This window comes from Deinococcus roseus (genome assembly GCF_014646895.1).
GTDB lineage: Bacteria > Deinococcota > Deinococci > Deinococcales > Deinococcaceae > Deinococcus_C > Deinococcus_C roseus.
Genome location: NZ_BMOD01000031.1, coordinates 1 through 15,895, shown reverse-complemented (window position 1 = coordinate 15,895; position 15,895 = coordinate 1). Strand labels below are relative to the sequence as shown.

General features: G+C 58.1%; 14 protein-coding genes. 10 read left to right on the top strand and 4 right to left on the bottom strand.

The genetic code is table 11. From position 1 onward, the window contains the following. The first annotated feature begins 118 nt into the window (after window positions 1-118). From IEY52_RS23070 to IEY52_RS23030, 9 genes are all read left to right on the top strand, one after another. Entirely contained in the window at window positions 119-1,042 is a 924-nt protein-coding gene (locus IEY52_RS23070; RefSeq protein WP_189007712.1) for an ABC transporter ATP-binding protein, read from the top strand. After that, window positions 1,035-1,805, top strand: a complete 771-nt coding sequence (locus IEY52_RS23065; RefSeq protein ID WP_189007709.1) for an ABC transporter permease — start codon at window positions 1,035-1,037, stop codon at window positions 1,803-1,805. The genes IEY52_RS23070 and IEY52_RS23065 overlap by 8 nt, the downstream gene beginning before the upstream one ends. Before the next feature lie 177 nt (window positions 1,806-1,982). Further along, on the top strand, window positions 1,983-4,706 hold the full coding sequence (locus IEY52_RS23060; RefSeq protein ID WP_189007706.1) for an insulinase family protein: 2,724 nt from the start codon (window positions 1,983-1,985) through the stop codon (window positions 4,704-4,706). Further along, window positions 4,690-5,610 carry a DUF6895 family protein gene (locus IEY52_RS23055; protein ID WP_189007703.1) on the top strand — a complete coding sequence of 307 codons (921 nt, stop codon included), beginning with the start codon at window positions 4,690-4,692 and terminating at the stop codon, window positions 5,608-5,610. Before IEY52_RS23060 ends, IEY52_RS23055 begins: the two co-directional genes overlap by 17 nt. Next, window positions 5,607-6,416, top strand: coding sequence for a hypothetical protein (locus IEY52_RS23050; RefSeq protein ID WP_189007700.1), 810 nt, complete (start codon window positions 5,607-5,609; stop codon window positions 6,414-6,416). Before IEY52_RS23055 ends, IEY52_RS23050 begins: the two co-directional genes overlap by 4 nt. Beyond that, complete coding sequence (locus IEY52_RS23045; RefSeq protein ID WP_189007697.1) at window positions 6,409-7,098, top strand: hypothetical protein; 690 nt, start codon at window positions 6,409-6,411, stop codon at window positions 7,096-7,098. Before IEY52_RS23050 ends, IEY52_RS23045 begins: the two co-directional genes overlap by 8 nt. Then, window positions 7,074-7,976 carry an ABC transporter ATP-binding protein gene (locus IEY52_RS23040; RefSeq protein WP_189007694.1) on the top strand — a complete coding sequence of 301 codons (903 nt, stop codon included), beginning with the start codon at window positions 7,074-7,076 and terminating at the stop codon, window positions 7,974-7,976. Before IEY52_RS23045 ends, IEY52_RS23040 begins: the two co-directional genes overlap by 25 nt. Beyond that, on the top strand, window positions 7,948-9,414 hold the full coding sequence (locus IEY52_RS23035; protein ID WP_189007691.1) for a hypothetical protein: 1,467 nt from the start codon (window positions 7,948-7,950) through the stop codon (window positions 9,412-9,414). The genes IEY52_RS23040 and IEY52_RS23035 overlap by 29 nt, the downstream gene beginning before the upstream one ends. 13 nt (window positions 9,415-9,427) lie before the next feature. Continuing rightward, the gene (locus IEY52_RS23030) at window positions 9,428-10,042 is read left to right on the top strand and encodes a hypothetical protein (protein WP_189007688.1); all 615 of its coding nucleotides are present in this window, start codon (window positions 9,428-9,430) and stop codon (window positions 10,040-10,042) included. A gap of 254 nt (window positions 10,043-10,296) precedes the next feature. Here the strand turns inward: IEY52_RS23030 and IEY52_RS23025 are convergent, their stop codons facing one another. From IEY52_RS23025 to dnaK, 4 genes are all read right to left on the bottom strand, one after another. Next, window positions 10,297-11,136 carry an alpha/beta hydrolase family protein gene (locus IEY52_RS23025; protein WP_189007685.1) on the bottom strand — a complete coding sequence of 280 codons (840 nt, stop codon included), beginning with the start codon at window positions 11,134-11,136 and terminating at the stop codon, window positions 10,297-10,299. Window positions 11,137-11,328: 192 nt separating this feature from the next. Continuing rightward, window positions 11,329-12,225 (bottom strand): DnaJ C-terminal domain-containing protein, encoded by an 897-nt coding sequence (locus IEY52_RS23020; RefSeq protein ID WP_308425027.1) that lies wholly within the window; start codon window positions 12,223-12,225, stop codon window positions 11,329-11,331. Window positions 12,226-12,338: 113 nt separating this feature from the next. Beyond that, window positions 12,339-12,920 carry a nucleotide exchange factor GrpE gene (locus IEY52_RS23015; protein WP_189007682.1) on the bottom strand — a complete coding sequence of 194 codons (582 nt, stop codon included), beginning with the start codon at window positions 12,918-12,920 and terminating at the stop codon, window positions 12,339-12,341. Between the two features lie 108 nt (window positions 12,921-13,028). Further along, on the bottom strand, window positions 13,029-14,918 hold the full coding sequence (gene dnaK, locus IEY52_RS23010) for a molecular chaperone DnaK (protein ID WP_189007679.1): 1,890 nt from the start codon (window positions 14,916-14,918) through the stop codon (window positions 13,029-13,031). Between the two features lie 208 nt (window positions 14,919-15,126). Here dnaK and IEY52_RS23005 point away from each other — a divergent pair. Next, a partial coding sequence (locus IEY52_RS23005; RefSeq protein WP_308425026.1) for an ATP-dependent metallopeptidase FtsH/Yme1/Tma family protein occupies window positions 15,127-15,895 on the top strand: 769 nt, incomplete at its 3' end.

The following is a 15,895-nucleotide window of genomic DNA, read 5'->3' as shown; positions in this document are numbered from 1 at the left end:
CCCCAAAAACCAAAACGGAAAACCGAGCGGAGAAACCTGCCTGAAGAGGGTGGGTTTCTCCGTTTTTTCCCTGATGCGGGAATACCCTGACCCTACCCCATTCATGGAGGTGGGCAGCATGCAAATTCTCAAGGCAACAGGACTGAAAAAACACTATCGGGTGCGTGGCGAGACCGTCGAAGCGGTCAAGAACCTCAGCCTCAGCTGTGCTGCGGGCGAAGTGGTGGCTTTTCTGGGCGCGAACGGCGCTGGGAAGACCACCACCCTGAAGATGCTCACCGGTCTGGTCAGGCCGGATGCCGGAACGGTGGAGGTGTGCGGAGAGGACCCCAACCGGGACCCGAAAGCCCTGCGCCAGATCGGTGCTGTGCTGGAAGGAAACCGCAACCTGTACTGGAAACTGTCGGTGCAGGAGAACCTGGAGTACTTCGGGGTCTTGAAGGGCCTGAACCACAGGCAGGCCCGAAGCCGTGCTGCCGAACTTCTGCAGCGCTTTGGCCTCACCGAGAAGAAAAACACCCTGGTGTTCCAGCTCTCCAGAGGCATGCAGCAGAAACTGGCCATTGCCCTCAGCGTGATCCACCAGCCCAGACTGCTGCTGCTGGATGAACCCACCCTGGGTCTGGATGTGGAGGCGACCCTGGGGATCAAGAGCATGGTGATGGAGCTTGCAGAGCAGGGTCAGGCCATATTGCTGACCACCCACCAGCTGGATGTGGCGCAGGAGCTCTCCACCCGCGTGGTGATCATGCGCCAGGGGGAAATCCTCACCGAGAAACCCACCGGGGAACTGATCGCCGAGTACAGCGGTCAGTCTTACACCATCCAGTTTGCAGGTGAGCTGGACACCCTGCAGCAACACAAGCTGCGCTCTCTCCCTGTGAACGTGCAGGAAGACAGACTGCTTTATTTTGGCTCACCTGCAGGACTTTACGAGGTGCTGGATGTGCTCAGACCCCTGGACATCCGCCATCTGGAACCCACCATTGCAGACCTCACAGACATCTTCCTGCACCTGCAGAAAGGAGCCCTCCATGTTTGAGCTGTTCTTTGCGGAATTCCGGCGCAGCGCCATTTTGCTGAAGCGCTACATGGGCAACACCATCGGCAGCATTCTGGGCATCACCATTGTGTTCCTGGCTTTGTTTTTTGGTGCGAAATACATGTCGGGCCTGAACCAGTTCGGAGACCGTCTGGATTCCATCGTGGTGGGGTACACCCTGTGGGCATTGATTCTGTTCATTCTGGCAGACATCAGCAGCGACACCAGCCAGGAAGCCCAGAGCGGAACGCTGGAGCAGGTGTGCCTTTCCCCTTACGGCCTCACGAAGATTTTTGTGCTGCGCACCTTTTCAAACACCATCTGGATGGTCCTCAGCAATGCCATCATCCTGACTTTGATTGTGCTGCTGACAAAAGTGCACCTGCACATCAGCGTGTGGGTGCTGGTGCCCGTGGTGACCACCATTCTGGCCGCTTACGGACTGGCCTTCCTGTTCGGGGCACTGGCCCTGGGTGCCAAGAAAGTGCAGCAACTGCTGAACCTTGTGAATTTCGGGCTGCTGTTCCTGATGATGACCCCCTTCGAGCAAAGCCCTGCTCTGGTGCAGAAACTCCTGTCTGTGCTGCCCCTGGTGCCCAGTGCCATTGGCCTGCGGGACGTGATGGTGCGCGGGGAAAGCCTGCCTTTAGAGCAAATCGCCCTCATGCTGGCCAACGGCCTCTTGTGGTTTGCCCTCGGGGTGTGGGTGTTCAGGAAAGCAGACCGGGGTGTGCGTCTGCAGGGTGTGCTGAACAGCTATTGAGAGCAGCAGTCAGCGGTCAGACAGCAGCTTTCAGGGTGTGCAGCAGCTTTGCTTAAAGCATAAGAAAGATCTGGGTTTTCCTGGGTTGAGCATCATGACCTTCTGGCCCCAGCGCATCTTTCACCTCTGAAGCACCGTTCAAACCCATTCACATCATCAGCATTTGTGGGGAGCAACATGACACTGTCACATGGTTTTCAAGTCCTTCAGCGCAAGGCGCTGTCTCATCTGGGAGGGGAGTTTCTGCAGCTCAGGCACGAGAGTGGTGCCACCCTGCTGCACCTGCAGACCCCGGATTCCAGCCGCGTGTTCACCACCTCTTTCTACACCCCGGTGCCAGACGATTCTGGTGTGGCCCACGTGCTGGAGCATCTGGTGCTGTGCGGATCCCGGAAGTACCCTTCCAGAAAGACCTTCTTCGAGATGCAGAGCCGTTCCTTGCGCGATTACATGAATGCCAGCACCACCCGCGACTGGACTGCGTTCACCTTTGCCAGCAGTGTGCCGCAGGATTACTGGAATTTGCTGGACGTGTACCTGGATGCCTGCTTTCATCCCTTGTTGCTGGACAGCAGTTTCGATCAGGAAGCCTGCCGGGTCACGGAGACAGGTGAGTACCAGGGCGTGGTGATGAACGAGATGAAAGGCGGCATGGCCAACGCTGCCCGTGTGATGCGCGAACAGGTCACCCGTGCGCTCTTTCCGGGCAGTGCCTGGGCCAGAAACTCCGGGGGAGATCCTGCAGCCATCGTGAACCTGACTGCAGATCAGGTGCGGGATTTCCATGCAGAGCATTACTGTGCAGCCAACACCTGCTTTTACAGTTACGGCGATGTGAAGCTTTCTGACCTGCTGGAAAAGCTGGATGAGGTGCTGAAACACGTTCCCGTGGGCCAGCCTGCTCCCAGAATTGAAGCCCTGAATCCTCCAGTGTCTGATCTGATCTGCACCCACCCCAACACCGATCAGGTGCTGCTGGTCTGGAAAACCGTGCACCAGAAAGAAGGGCTGGAACATTTTGCCCTGAGCCTCTTGACCTTCATTCTGCTGGGGCACACCGCTGCACCCCTGCAAAAAGTGCTGCTGAAACACGGTTATGCGCTGGCAGATTGCTCTGGCTTTCACTCCGAAACCGAAGAAGCGGTCTTTGCTGTGGGCATCAAAGGCACCACCGATGCAGATCTGATTGAAAGAGAGGTGCTGGCCTGCCTGCGTGAACCTGTGCCAAATGACCTGATCCAGGCGGCCCTGACCCGCTTTGAACTGGAAGACCGGGACACCGGACACGCCCAGGTGCCTTATGGGGTCAAGTTGCTGTTCAGCGTGCTGGGCGCACACCACCACCAGGCCAGCAGTGCAGAGGCCTGCTCGATGGGAGGCTGGATCCAGCAGCTCAGAAGCATGGAAGATCCTTCAGGGTTTTTGCAGGGTCTGGTCCAGCAGCACCTGATGAGCCAGCAACCTTCCAGAATCGTCATGAAGTCTGGTCCTGCAGAGCAAAACTTGCCTGAATTGAACCCGGAAGATGTTGCTGCAAGGCTGGAACGCCAGCGCACAGCAACTCCAGCCCTGGACACCTGCATCCTGCCTGCCTTAAAGCTGGAAGACCTGAACCCGGAAACCCCTGAAGTGGCCCACGACCTGCACCTGATTGCTGGTGTTCCTGTGCAGCAGGTGGTTCTGGCAGAATCGGGCCTCACGCACCTGACCCTGACGGTGGAACTCTCTGACCTGACTTCTGAGCAGTGGGAACTGCTCACCACCTATCAGGTGATGCTGGGCCGCTGTGGGACAGAAAAGCAGACTTTTGCAGCGCTGGCCTCCAGCATGCAGGACGCAGGCGCCCAGTGGACCCCTGCAGTGGACATCTTTCACAGCCCGGAACATTCGGGCCTGGTGGGTGCTCAACTTTTGATCCACCTGAGAGGGCTTTCAGAGCGCATCCCTCAGGCACTGGAAACGCTGGGAAGCTGGCTTGCTGGCTTGCAGTTCACAGCCCAGGAAGTGCAGGCCGTCCTGAAGGAGCGCATCAAATTGATGGAAAACCAGATGGTGGTGGCCGGGCACCAGTTCGCTGTGCTGCAGGCTTCCAGAAGGCTGAACCCTGCTCTGCAGTGGAGAGAGCAGCTGGATGGTCTGACTGCTTTGCAGACCCACCATCAGCACCTGCAGGATCCCGACTTGCTGGACAGGCTTCAGGACCTGCATGAGTTGCTGTTCCAGCAATCCAGAATGCAGGTGGTGATCTGCAGCAAGGAAGACACGGGACTGCAGGCTTTGCCTGATTTTCTCGCCCGGTTCCCTCAGGGTGAAGCTGTGTTGTCCCAGAAGGTGGTTTTCCCTGAAACAGCAGCCTCTGCCCCCATCTGGAGGCAGCACATCCCCAGTCCGGTGTCTTTTGCAGCATGGATTTACCGCACCGTGCCTTATCTGCACGACGATGCGCCGGGGATGTACCTGCTGGCCCGCATCCTGCACGACCATTTCCATGTGCAGGTGCGTGAAAAAGGCGGGGCTTACGGCGCGATGGGCCGGGCTGCACCTGAACAGGGCCTGCTGATCTGCGCTTCCTTGCGAGACCCCCAGGCAGAGGCCACCCTGAAAGTGTTCCAGCAGGCCAGACAGCTTGCAAAAGACATCACCCCAGAGCAGCTTTATGCTGCCAAACTCTCCAGTTTCCGGCAGATCCGGCCCCTGGTGTCCAGTGCAGCCCAGGCCCGCAGAACCCTGATGGATCAGGCCAGAGGGTACACCCCCCAGGTGCGCACCGCTTTCATGCAGAGGTTGCTGGACACGCAACTTTCAGTGCTTCCTGCTCTGGCAGAGAAACACTTGCAGGGCGGCGCAGGAGCCATCATCGGACCAAAAGCGGAGGAGGTGCCCCATGTCGTTGCAGGTTGATCGGGTGTTCCAGCAGTCCCTGAAGTGGGTCATGGACCATCTGGAGTGCTTTGACCCTGGGCATCCTTACGTGCAGGACCACACCCTGAGGGTGAAACCCTTTCTGGAACTGGTCTTTGTGGTGAATCCTTTTCTGCGCATGAACCTGGAGCGGCAATTCCCAGAGCTGCACACCATCCGCCACTTCATCGAGCGCACCTTTGAAAGTTATGATTTCCCGGCCTTTGCCCACCATGACCCTGCTGGCCTGATGGTTTTTGCCCTCAGGAACGAGTTCTTCAACATCACCGGGCAGCCAGAGCGCTGTGCAGATGGTTTGCTGGAGGTTTTCCTGGCTTCCAGGCTGCACGAAGTGGTGGAGCGCAGCCGCATTCCTTTTCGGGTGATGGATTTGCATTACGCACTGGACCGGGCCACAGGGCAGTTTGATCCCGTGCTTTACCTGCCCCTCTACCAGAAAACCATTCTGGCAAAAGGCCGCAGCCTGACCCAGTGCAACACCAACGACCTCTACAGCATCACCCACACACTGTTTTACCTGGCAGACCTTGGGCAGGTGCCCTTAAAGCAGGTGCTGCCCGCAGAAACGCATGATTTGCAAAGGATGCTGCAGGATGCCCTCGCCATGATGCTCAGGCAGGACAACCTTGATCTGGCCGGAGAATTCCTGATGTGCCTGGCTTTTGTGGAGGTGCTGGACACACCCATCACCCGCTTTGCCTGGAACCTGCTCTCAGAGCGTCAATTGTCTTCAGGGGCCATGCCTGCCCCCACCTACAGCCCTGAAAAAGCAGCACAGATGCAAGAGGATGTGCAGCGTTACGAGTTCACCCAGTGCTACCACACCACCCTTGTGATGCTCGGCGCAGCGGTGATGGTGTACGGAAAGCAGGTGGTTGCATGACCCTTTCCAGACTTCCCGAAACCGCCACAGACTGGCTGGAGGTTCTGAATGGCAGCCTTCCAAAACGCATTTTTGTGCAGGAGGTGGAGCAGGATTTCTCTCAGCTGGCCCAGATCAGCCGGGTGCTGCTGTGCCTCCCGGAAGAGGTGCTGCACGAGCAACTGGGACACATCCCCCGCCTGCTGAAAGCCGTGCAGGCCCTGCTGCACTCCCCGATCTGGCTGGACACCCTGATGCGCAACCCCTCCCTGCTGATCAGCAGTTTGCCGCTCCTCAGGCTGTACCGCAGGTCTGGCGGCCCCCGCATGGAGCAGGTGCTGGAACCCATCCACAGGCTGCTGGCATGGAATTACATCCAGGACAGCGAATGGATGCCCCCTTACCTGCTGGAGGTCAGCGTGTCCATGCAGGAACTGGGCTTCTCTGGCTTCGATGTGTTCGATGTAGAGGCTGCTTACGACAGCACGGTTTTGCCTGTGCATGTCCCGGCCTGGATGTGGTGCTACGAGAAAACCTCTGTGCTGGATTACCTGCTGAAGGTGGCTTCCACCGCCCGGTTGCAGGTGCCCCAACACTGGCAGGTGACCTGCACCGCCGAACTGCTGGCCAGCCTGAACGGACAGGCCCTGAAACCCCTCAGCAGCGCATTGTTGCATTACGCCCTGACTTCAGGCACGGACAGCCGTCTGTACCAGCAGGCCATTCAAAAAGCCGTGCAGCTCAGGCCCGCCTCGGTGTGGGATGCGGCCAGCAGCAGCGCCGATCTGGCCATTGCACTCATTCGCAAGGAGATGTTTTATGTCTGAATTTGAAGGTTGGTCCAGTTCCCAGCAGGAGAATGCTGGCTTCAAGAAGTTCACAGCAAGCACCTCCCCTTCCCACCTGGAGGGGACCAGGGCCTCTGACCTGATTTCCCTGTTCAACTGGAAAAGCGTTCAGGCCTGGGCCGAACTGAAACTGCATGAACCCCACCCAGAACATCAGCGTGCATTGTTGCAGGACATCGTGCAGATGTGCAATGGGGAACCAGAAAGCCTCAATGCCGAATGGTCAGAGCCACCCGCTCCCCGTCCCGTGCTGGACTGGCTCCTGCTTTCGGATGAGGAGCTTCTGGCCCAGGTGAGGTACAGTCTGCATCACCCCCCCAGGCTGGAACAGGATCATCTGGCGGTGCTCCCCGCCTGCGCGATGGTGGCCTGCCGGGAATACCACCTGCCTCTGGCGGCAGATGTGCTGAGACTCATGTTGTACCTGAACCTGCAAACCCCGGTGGTGCGCGAAGTGGCTGAATTTCTGGCTTTTCAGCAGAAACCGGATGGCAGTTGCGGGTTCATCAACCCCCTCAAACCCACCCCTTTCGAGGCGGGTCAGGGATTTGCTGAATTTCATTTGCCCGCCACGCATGCCATTGTGAGGGCACTTCAGGCACACCGGGCGCAGCATGCCCGCACGGAGGACAGACCATGGACTTTCGAATTGAACACCTGACCCACCGTTATTCAAAAGAGAAAACCGCTTTGCAGGACGTGAATCTGCAACTGCAGCCCGGAATCATTGGCCTGCTGGGACCCAACGGGGCCGGAAAATCCAGCCTGATCCGCATTCTGGCCACCCTGACGCGGCCCACCGAAGGCAAACTGCTCTGGCAGGGCCAGGACATCACCCGCAACCCACAGATTCTGCGTTCCAGACTGGGCTACCTGCCCCAGGATTTCAATGCCTACCCCAACCTCAGCCCGCTGGAATTTCTGGATTACGTGTCGGCCCTGAAGAACATTCCTGCTGCAAAAGCCAGAAAACGCTCGCTGGAACTGCTGGAAGCCCTGAACCTCTCCAGTGCCCTGCACCGCCCCATCGGAGATTTCTCCGGTGGGATGCGGCAACGGGTGGGGATTGCCCAGGCCCTCCTGGGAGACCCTGAACTCCTGATTCTGGATGAACCCACCGTGGGTCTGGACCCCGAGGAGCGGGTGCGGTTCAGGCAACTGCTGCTTTCGCTGGCAAAAGACCGCATCATCCTGATTTCCACCCACATCGTTTCGGACCTCGAATCTGCGGCCCGTCAGGTGGTGTTGCTCTCCCAGGGCCAGGTGGTGTTCCAGAACGAGACAAAAACCCTGCAGGACAGCATGAAAGGCAAAGTCTGGAACCTGCTGGTCTCCGAGCAGGACCTTCCAGAAGTGCAAAGCAGGTACACCATCAGCGCCAGTGTGCAGCAGGAAGATGGTGTGCTGGTGCGCGTTCTCAGTCAGACGGCTCCATCCTCAAAAGCTGTTGCAGCAGTGCCCACCCTGGAAGACGCCTACCTGTTTTACACCCGCAAAGAGGAGGTGCCCCGTGCGCAGCTTGCGCCTCGCCTCGGCTGACCTGAAAGACCGGTTGCGCAGCCCTTACGTGATTCTGGCTTTGCTGGTGATGGTGGTCCTGACCAGCTCTTACCTGCCTGCAAAAGACGCCAGTTACGTGACCCTGATCGCCATGAACACCCGTGGAATTTACAATTCCGCCTGGGTGGGTTTGGTGGTGGCCATTCTGGGGGCCATGCTGTTCACGCTGCCCGGATTTTATCTGGTGAAAAATGCGCTGGAACGGGACCACCGCCTGGGGGTGTGGCAACTGGTGTTCAGCAGCCCCATTCAAAAATTCACCTACCTGTGCTCCAAAGCCTTCAGCAACTTTGCCCTGCTGTCCTTTTTGGCCCTGACCGTGGCCATCACAGCCCTGCCCATCCAGCTTTTCCGGGGAGAGGCTGCAGAGGTGCATGCGGCACAGCTTTTCTTGCCCACCCTGTTTGTCACGCTGCCCAGCATGTTCCTGGTGAGCTGCCTTGCCGTGTTCTTCGAGGCTGCCAGAGGCCTCAGGGCAGGTGCAGGCAACCTGATTTATTTCTTCCTGTGGTCCGGTCTGGTGATTCCCAGCCTGGCCGTCAATGCCCACTTCCCTGATCCCCTGGGGGTGGCTGCCATCATGAAAGACATTCTGTACAGCATCAGTGCCCAGCCCAACCTGCAAGACATCAACATCGGGGTCACGGAGAACCTGAAGGTGCACACCTTCACCTGGACCGGATTTGACTGGACTCCAGCCTACCTGCTGGGCCGTCTGGGCTGGATGTTCGCTGGACTGCTGCTGCTGGGCTGGGGTGCCGCCATTTATCAGGCTCCACGCAAAACCGCTTACCGGGCTGCAAAGACCTCCCAGAAACCTGTCAGAGGGATGCGCCCCGGTCCAGTGTGGCTCACGGTTTTGAATCTGGAACTGCGCATTGCCCTCAAAGGCACCCCCTTCGGTGCGCTTTTGCTGGCTGCCGCACTCTGGGCTGCTGGATTTGTGTTCCCACAGGTCATGCTGCCCCTGCTCCTGGTTGCCCCTGTTCTGGTGCTGTCCAGACTCGGAAGCAGCGCTTACCAGCACCAGTTGCCCGGCGTGCTGTTCACCACCCTGAACGGAGACAGGTTGCTGTTCTTCAAATGGGCTGCGGCAGTCCTGATCAGCTTTGCCTTGTGCAGCAGTGTTTTCCTGCGTTTCCTGGCAAATGGGCAGGTGCTGGAAGCCCTCACTGTATTGGCTGCAGCCCTGTTCACAGGCACCCTCAGCATTGCCCTGGGAGCCCTCAGCCAGAACCACACCCTCTTCGAGGTGCTGTACTTCGTGCTCTGGTACCTGGGCGCATTCAACCACTGGCCCGTGCTGGATTACACCGCTTCCGCAGCCCTCCCGGTGGTTGTGGCGCTCAGTGGGATCCTGCTGTTTTCCGCCCAGACCCTGCAAACCACCCGCCTGCGGGCAGGACTGCTGCACTGAAAGGAGGATGCCCATGACCGTCATTCCCTGGACCCCCTCCGAAACCGCCCCCGGCGAACACCAGATTCTGCAATTGCACTTTCTGGGACAGGAACACGCCACCCTCTCTGGAGAGGTGATGAAACTCCGCCGCCGTTTCTGCGAAATCCTGGTCATCCTGGCCACCAACCCCTGCGGGGTCACCAGCAGCAAACTGGGCATGGAACTCTACGGAGAGTGGAGCGAAAGCCAGAACCAGGCCCTGGAAATCCACCGCCTCTCCAAACTGGTCCCCATCCAGAGCAGACCCTACCGCGTCACCCTGCGCCTGAAAGCCGACTTTCTGGACGTGCAGAACCTCCTCATGCAGGGCAGGCTTGCAGAAGCCGTGGACCTTTATCAGGGCGAACTTTTGCCTTTCTCGGATGCCCCTGCCGTCAGCGACTACCGGGAATACCTGCACGAAAGCGTGCGCAGTGCCGTGCTGGGCAGCCAGGACCTTGATCTGGTCTGGAAATTTGCCACCCGCTTCCCCGAAGACCTCGAAATCTGGGAGCACCTGCAAAAAGTGATCCCTGTGCAGGACCTCAGGCTGGGCATGGTGCGGGCCAAAATCAAGGTGCTGACCAGGCGCCTGCAAGTCAGTTGAGCTGCTGCCCATGAGCGGCACGGAATTTGCAGCGACGGTGCCGAGAGCCGAGAGCCAAGGGCCGAGGGCCGAAAACCAGAGGGGCAGACCAGTTGGACCCTGTTTGAGATCAAGAAAGCAGGCAGAAGGCTCAGGCAGAAAATACATGATGCTTCAGCTTTCTGCCTGCTTTATGGCCCAGAACTTGGGCGGTCCATAACACTTCGAATTCCCCTTTTTGTCTTTAGCTCTCGGCCCTCGGCTCTCGGCCATCTTTACTGCTTGTTCGCTTCCATTGGCTTCTCCACCCCAGGCTTCAGGTGCTTCAGAAACCCCAGAATGTCCCTGGCGGTGTCCGGGTCCCAGCGGTTCATGTGCAGGTGGCCTCCGGGCAGTTGCAGCATCACGCTGTTGGGGTTTTTCCCGTGCAGCAAAAAGAACTTCTCTCCATTGTCTGCAAAGGGCACCGTGCGGTCGTCTTTGCTGCCAATCACCATCAGGGGCACACTTCCTGCAAAAGCTTCGGTCATGGGGTCGTGCAGCAGGGGATTTTCAGTTGCAGCCGGATCGTGCTGGTAAGCCACCTGGATTTCCTGCACCCGACTGGCATCTGAGCCCTGGTAAGCGGCCAGCATGTCCACACGGGCATCGATCAAAACCAGGGCACTGACCGGATAGAGGGTTTTTTGCACACTCAAACTGGCAGGCAATCCACCCATGCTGTAACCCAGAGCGAAAGTCTTCCCATTGAAATGGAAGCTGCTGCGGGCTTCCTCCCAGATGCTTTTCAGGTACAGCAGGGCCTTCTCGTTGCCCCAGGTGTTGGGTCCAGCGTCATTGCTGATCAAAACCGCAATGCCATCGTCCACAAAAGTCTTGAAGAACTGCATCAGGTGCGGTTTCTGCAGGGTCGCCTCGGAGGTGTTGCCCCTGGAATGGGACACCACCATCAGGCTGCAGGCTTTGTGTTTGCAACTGTGCGGCACCCACAGGTAGGCATCCCCCTCGGTGTGGGGAAGCCGCATCAGGGCACCCGCCCCCACCGGATTGAATTTGCCCGCCTGGGCCGTTGCCAGCAAAGAAAGCGAAAGGAAAATCAGGCCAGCCCTCATCAAGGGGGTAGTGTATCAGGCTTGACCTTTCGCAAGTATGAAAACCCAGGGGGGTGTCTATGTTAAGGGGGGTTCATAAAGGCTGAGGGCCGAGAGCGCAGCGCCGAGGGCTAAAGAAAGCTTTTGTTTCAGCATTGTGGTTGGACACGCAGCTCAAGCTGTTGCTTTTTATGCTCTCGGCCCTCGGCTCTCGGCTTACTGCATGCGCAAATCATCCAGCTGCTGGTACAATTCCCGTTCCTGATCCGTCAGGGTTCTGGGCACCTGGATCTGCACTGTGACCAGCTGGTCTCCGGTGTACTCCTTGTGCTTCCAGCCCAGACCGCGCAGGCGCAGGGTTTTGCCGCTGCTGGTGCCTGCAGGGATGGTCAGTTCCACGTTGCCTTTCAGGGTTGGGACTTTCCACTTACCGCCCAGAACAGCCACGGTCACTGGAACGGCCACAGAGACCCGCACGTCGTTTTCGTCCAGGGTGAAGGTGGAATCGGGGTTGACATCCAGACGCAGGATGATGTCCCCGCCTCCGGGTGCTTGCCCCCTCAGGCGCAGTTTCTGGTGGTGCCTGGTATAAGGCGGAATGTTGATTTCCAGACGCTTCCCATCCACCTGAATGGTTTTGGGTCCGCCAGAGTAGGCTTCCTGAAAGGTGATGTTCAGGCTGGCCTGCAGGTTCTGGGCCTGGGGTTGGCCCTGGAACCCGCTGCCAAACATGTCCCCAAAAGGAGAGGGTCCTCTTCCTCTGGCCCCACCCATTCCAAACAGTTGCTGGAAGAAGTCGCTGAACTGGCTGGGGTCAAAACCTGCCGCTCCGCCGCCCTGGAAATCCTGAGGATTGAAGCCGCCTCCGGGATAGCCTCCTGGGGGAACCTGCCCGGTGGAGCCGAACTGGTCATAATATTTTTTCTTCTCGGCATCGGAGAGGACCGCGTAGGCTTCTCCAATCTCCTTGAATCTGTCTGCAGCGCTGGGATCATCCTTGTTTTTGTCTGGATGGTATTTTTTGGCCAGCTTGCGGTACGCCGATTTGATGTCATCTTCGGAGGCGGATTTGCTCACCCCCAGGATGTCGTAGTAGTCCTTATATGCCATCATTCACCTCCTGCTGCGAAGCAAAAAGTTCACAGTTTACAGTGGACAGTCAAGACAGCAAAAGTAAGGGTCAAAACTGTGAACTGTAGCCTGTGAACTGTAAACTTGCTGTAAACTTACTTCTTGCTGACCACCACACGGGCTGGACGGATCAGTTTGCTGCCAATGCGGAAGCCGCTCTGGTACACCTGCACGATCACATCGTCCTGTTCGCCAGGGACCACGGTCAGGGCTTCGTGAAAGTTGGGGTCAAACTGCTCCCCTTCTTTCCCGGTCTGCTCCAGACCCAGTTTCTCGAAGGCGCGGATCAGGTTGTTGTACACACCCTGGATGCCTCCCAGAACACTCTCGGGGTTCTGCTGGGCAGCTTGCAGGGCACGGTCCAGATCGTCGTGGATGGGAAAGAGGGCTTCAGCAGCCTTGCCCACTCCTGCGCTCTGGGCGTCCAGCACATCCTGGTTGGTGCGGCGGCGGTAGTTCTCGAAGTCGGCGAGCAGGCGGGCGTATTTGCCTTTCAGATCACCTATTTCTTTTTCGAGTTCATCTGCGCGCTGGAGTTTGGCCATCATTTCCTGCACACCAGCCATCATGTTGGGGTCAAAGCCCTCGGGATCAAAGCCGCTGGTGTCCTCTTCGGTGTTTTCTTCATCCACCTGGTCTTCGGTCAGGTGCTGGTCTTTCAGGTTTTCTTCGCTCATGGGAGGCTCCTTGCAAAAAAGTCCCCCCCATTAAACCCCGGGGAGATGCAGAACGCTGTCCTTTATGGAACAGGTTGAGCTGGGGTTCAACGAGAGGGAGGGGATGAATCAGTCTGCGGGTTTGAAGTCGGCGTCGATCACGTCTTCGTCGGGCTTCTGGGCACCTTGCTGTGCACCCTGGGCATCCTGACCCTGTGCGCCCTGTCCGGCGGCATGGAGTTCCTGATGGACGGCTTCCAGACGGGATTTGATGTCGTCCAGTTTGCTGTTGTCAGCATCATCCCGGATGGCCTGTTCAGCTTCCTCGGCAATGCCTCTGGCTTTGTCTTTGAGGTCCTGGGGAGCGCCAGCGTTGTCTTCGATGGCCCCGAGCACCTGGATGCGCACGCTGTCCAGGGTGTTTTTCTTCTCGGTGCGCTCTTTGCGCTGCTTGTCGGCGTTGGCGTTCTGTTCGGCTTCGCGCACCATGCGGTCCACTTCGCCTTTGTCCAGGGTGGTGGTGTTCTCGATGCGGATGCTGGATTCTTTGCCGCTGGATTTCTCTTTTGCGGTCACGTGCAGGATGCCGTTGGCGTCGATGTCGAAGGTCACTTCGATCTGGGCCTGTCCGGCACGCATGGGAGGAATGCCTTCCAGTTTGAAGCGGCCCAGGGATTTGTTGTCGGCAGCCATGGGGCGCTCACCTTGCAGCACGTTGATTTCCACACCAGGCTGGTTGTTTTCAGCGGTGGTGAAGATTTCGGTTTTCTTGGCGGGCACGGTGGTGTTGCGGGTGATCAGGGGGGCAATCATGCCACCTTTGACTTCCACACCCAGGGTGAGGGGGGTCACGTCCACCAGCACGATGTCGCCGAGGGCAGAGTCACCGGTGATGATCCCGGCCTGAACGGCAGCACCCAGAGCAACGGCCTCGTCAGGGTTGACGCTCTCGTTGGGCTCTTTGCCCATCAGGTCACGCACGATGCGCTTCACGGCGGGGATGCGGGTGGAACCCCCAACCAGAATCACTTCGTTGATGTCGCTGGCGCTCAGCTTGGCGTCATTGAGGGCCTTGGTCACAGGGTCTTTGACGCGGCGCAGCAGGTCAGCGGTCAGTTCTTCAAACTTGCCACGGGACAGGGTGCGCTCAAGGTGCAGGGGAGTGCGGGTCTCGGGGTCAAAGGTGATGAAGGGCAAAGACAGGGTGGTTTCGGTGGCGCTGGACAGCTCGATCTTGGCTTTTTCAGCGCTTTCGATCAGGCGCTGCAGGGCCTGGGGGTCTTTGGTGAGGTCGAAGCTGTGCTCTTTTTTGAATTCGGCCACCAGCCAGTTCACAATGGCGTGGTCAAAGTCAGCACCGCCCAGGTGGGTGTCTCCGTGGGTGGATTTCACTTCGAAGACGCCATCACCGAGTTCCAGGATGGTCACGTCGAAGGTTCCGCCCCCAAGGTCGAAGACCAGCACGGTTTCGTTGCCTTTTTTCTCCAGACCGTAGGCCAGGGCAGCGGCGGTGGGCTCGTTGATCACGCGCAGCACGTTCAGACCAGCGATTTCTCCGGCCTGGCGGGTGGCTTCACGCTGGCTGTTGTCAAAGTAGGCGGGCACGGTGATGACCACGTCTTTGATTTTGGTGCCGACTTTGGCGCTGGCATCGTCCACCAGTTTGCGCAGCACTTCTGCAGAGACCTGCTCGGGGGCGAGGTCTTTGCCGTTCACTTCAATTCTGACGGAGCCGCCGGGGCCTTCTTTGACCTTGAAGGGGCTGCGTTTGGCTTCTTCTTTGACTTCGTCCCAGCGGCGACCAATGAAGCGTTTGACTTCAAAGAGGGTGGCGTGGGGGTTGAGGGCAGCCTGGCGTTTGGCAATCTGGCCGACCAGACGGTCTTCGCCTTTGTAGGCCACCACAGAGGGGGTGGTGCGTGCGCCTTCTGCGTTGACGATGACTTCGGGTTTGCCACCTTCCATGACGGAGATGACAGAGTTGGTGGTTCCCAGGTCGATTCCTACTGCTCTAGGCATGTTCAAGCTCCTTTACAGTGCTTTGGTGTTTTTTCTTCCAGCAAGCCATAAACAGGCTTGTTACAATGATCATCATAACCATGAATGTAAGCTTTGTCAATAGACTTGAGTGTTATACACTCAGGAAATGTAACAAAAATGTGATGATTAAGATTTCTTTGTGACAGCGGTTCATACGTTTGTAAGGAAAACGTGGCTAAAATAGGGTATGAACCTCAGGGGACTCAATTATTGGTGGGTGTTTCTGGTGGTGGCCATCCTGGCCATCATGATCAGCGTGGCGGTCCGCAACACCCCGAGCACCGCAGTCAGCATCGGCGAATTCCAGAAGCAACTGCAAAGCCAGCAGGTTCAGTCGGTGACCCTGGTTCCAGAAGGTGCCACCACTGAGGCGCAGGCCACCCTCAAAGATGGCAAGACCCTGATCACTGTTCGCACCCTGAACAACGATCCCCTGCTCAGCACCAGCTCCCTGCAGAAATACGGGGTCAACATCAACATCCAGCCCATCAGCAACTTCAACTGGTGGAATTTGATCCTGCCCCTGACTTCCGTGGGTGTGTTCATTCTGCTGATCCTCTGGATGAACCGCAGCGTGCGGGCCAACTCGGACGCGGGCGTGACCCAGTTCAGCAAATCGAGAGCGCATGTCTTAACCGAAGGCTCAATCAAACTGACCTTCAGTGACGTCGCAGGCTGCGAAGAAGCCAAATACGAACTCCAGGAAGTCGTTGAGTTTTTAAGGAACCCTGAGCGCTTCCACGCCCTCGGAGCACGCATCCCCCACGGCATTTTGTTGGTCGGCCCTCCCGGAAGCGGCAAGACGTTGCTCGCCAAAGCCGTCGCAGGTGAAGCCCGCGTCCCCTTCTTCAGCATCAGCGGCTCAGACTTCGTCGAAATGTTCGTCGGCGTCGGTGCCGCCCGTGTTCGCGACCTCTTCGAGCAGGCCAAGAAAGCCGCCCCCTGCATCGTCTTCA

Coding starts and splice junctions, on each gene's coding strand:
- IEY52_RS23070 (WP_189007712.1), top strand. CDS start 119: ATGCAAATTCTCAAGGCAACAGGACTGAAAAAACACTATCGGGTGCGT.
- IEY52_RS23065 (WP_189007709.1), top strand. CDS start 1,035: ATGTTTGAGCTGTTCTTTGCGGAATTCCGGCGCAGCGCCATTTTGCTG.
- IEY52_RS23060 (WP_189007706.1), top strand. CDS start 1,983: ATGACACTGTCACATGGTTTTCAAGTCCTTCAGCGCAAGGCGCTGTCT.
- IEY52_RS23055 (WP_189007703.1), top strand. CDS start 4,690: ATGTCGTTGCAGGTTGATCGGGTGTTCCAGCAGTCCCTGAAGTGGGTC.
- IEY52_RS23050 (WP_189007700.1), top strand. CDS start 5,607: ATGACCCTTTCCAGACTTCCCGAAACCGCCACAGACTGGCTGGAGGTT.
- IEY52_RS23045 (WP_189007697.1), top strand. CDS start 6,409: ATGTCTGAATTTGAAGGTTGGTCCAGTTCCCAGCAGGAGAATGCTGGC.
- IEY52_RS23040 (WP_189007694.1), top strand. CDS start 7,074: ATGGACTTTCGAATTGAACACCTGACCCACCGTTATTCAAAAGAGAAA.
- IEY52_RS23030 (WP_189007688.1), top strand. CDS start 9,428: ATGACCGTCATTCCCTGGACCCCCTCCGAAACCGCCCCCGGCGAACAC.
- IEY52_RS23020 (WP_308425027.1), bottom strand. CDS start 12,225: ATGATGGCATATAAGGACTACTACGACATCCTGGGGGTGAGCAAATCC.
- IEY52_RS23015 (WP_189007682.1), bottom strand. CDS start 12,920: ATGAGCGAAGAAAACCTGAAAGACCAGCACCTGACCGAAGACCAGGTG.
- dnaK (WP_189007679.1), bottom strand. CDS start 14,918: ATGCCTAGAGCAGTAGGAATCGACCTGGGAACCACCAACTCTGTCATC.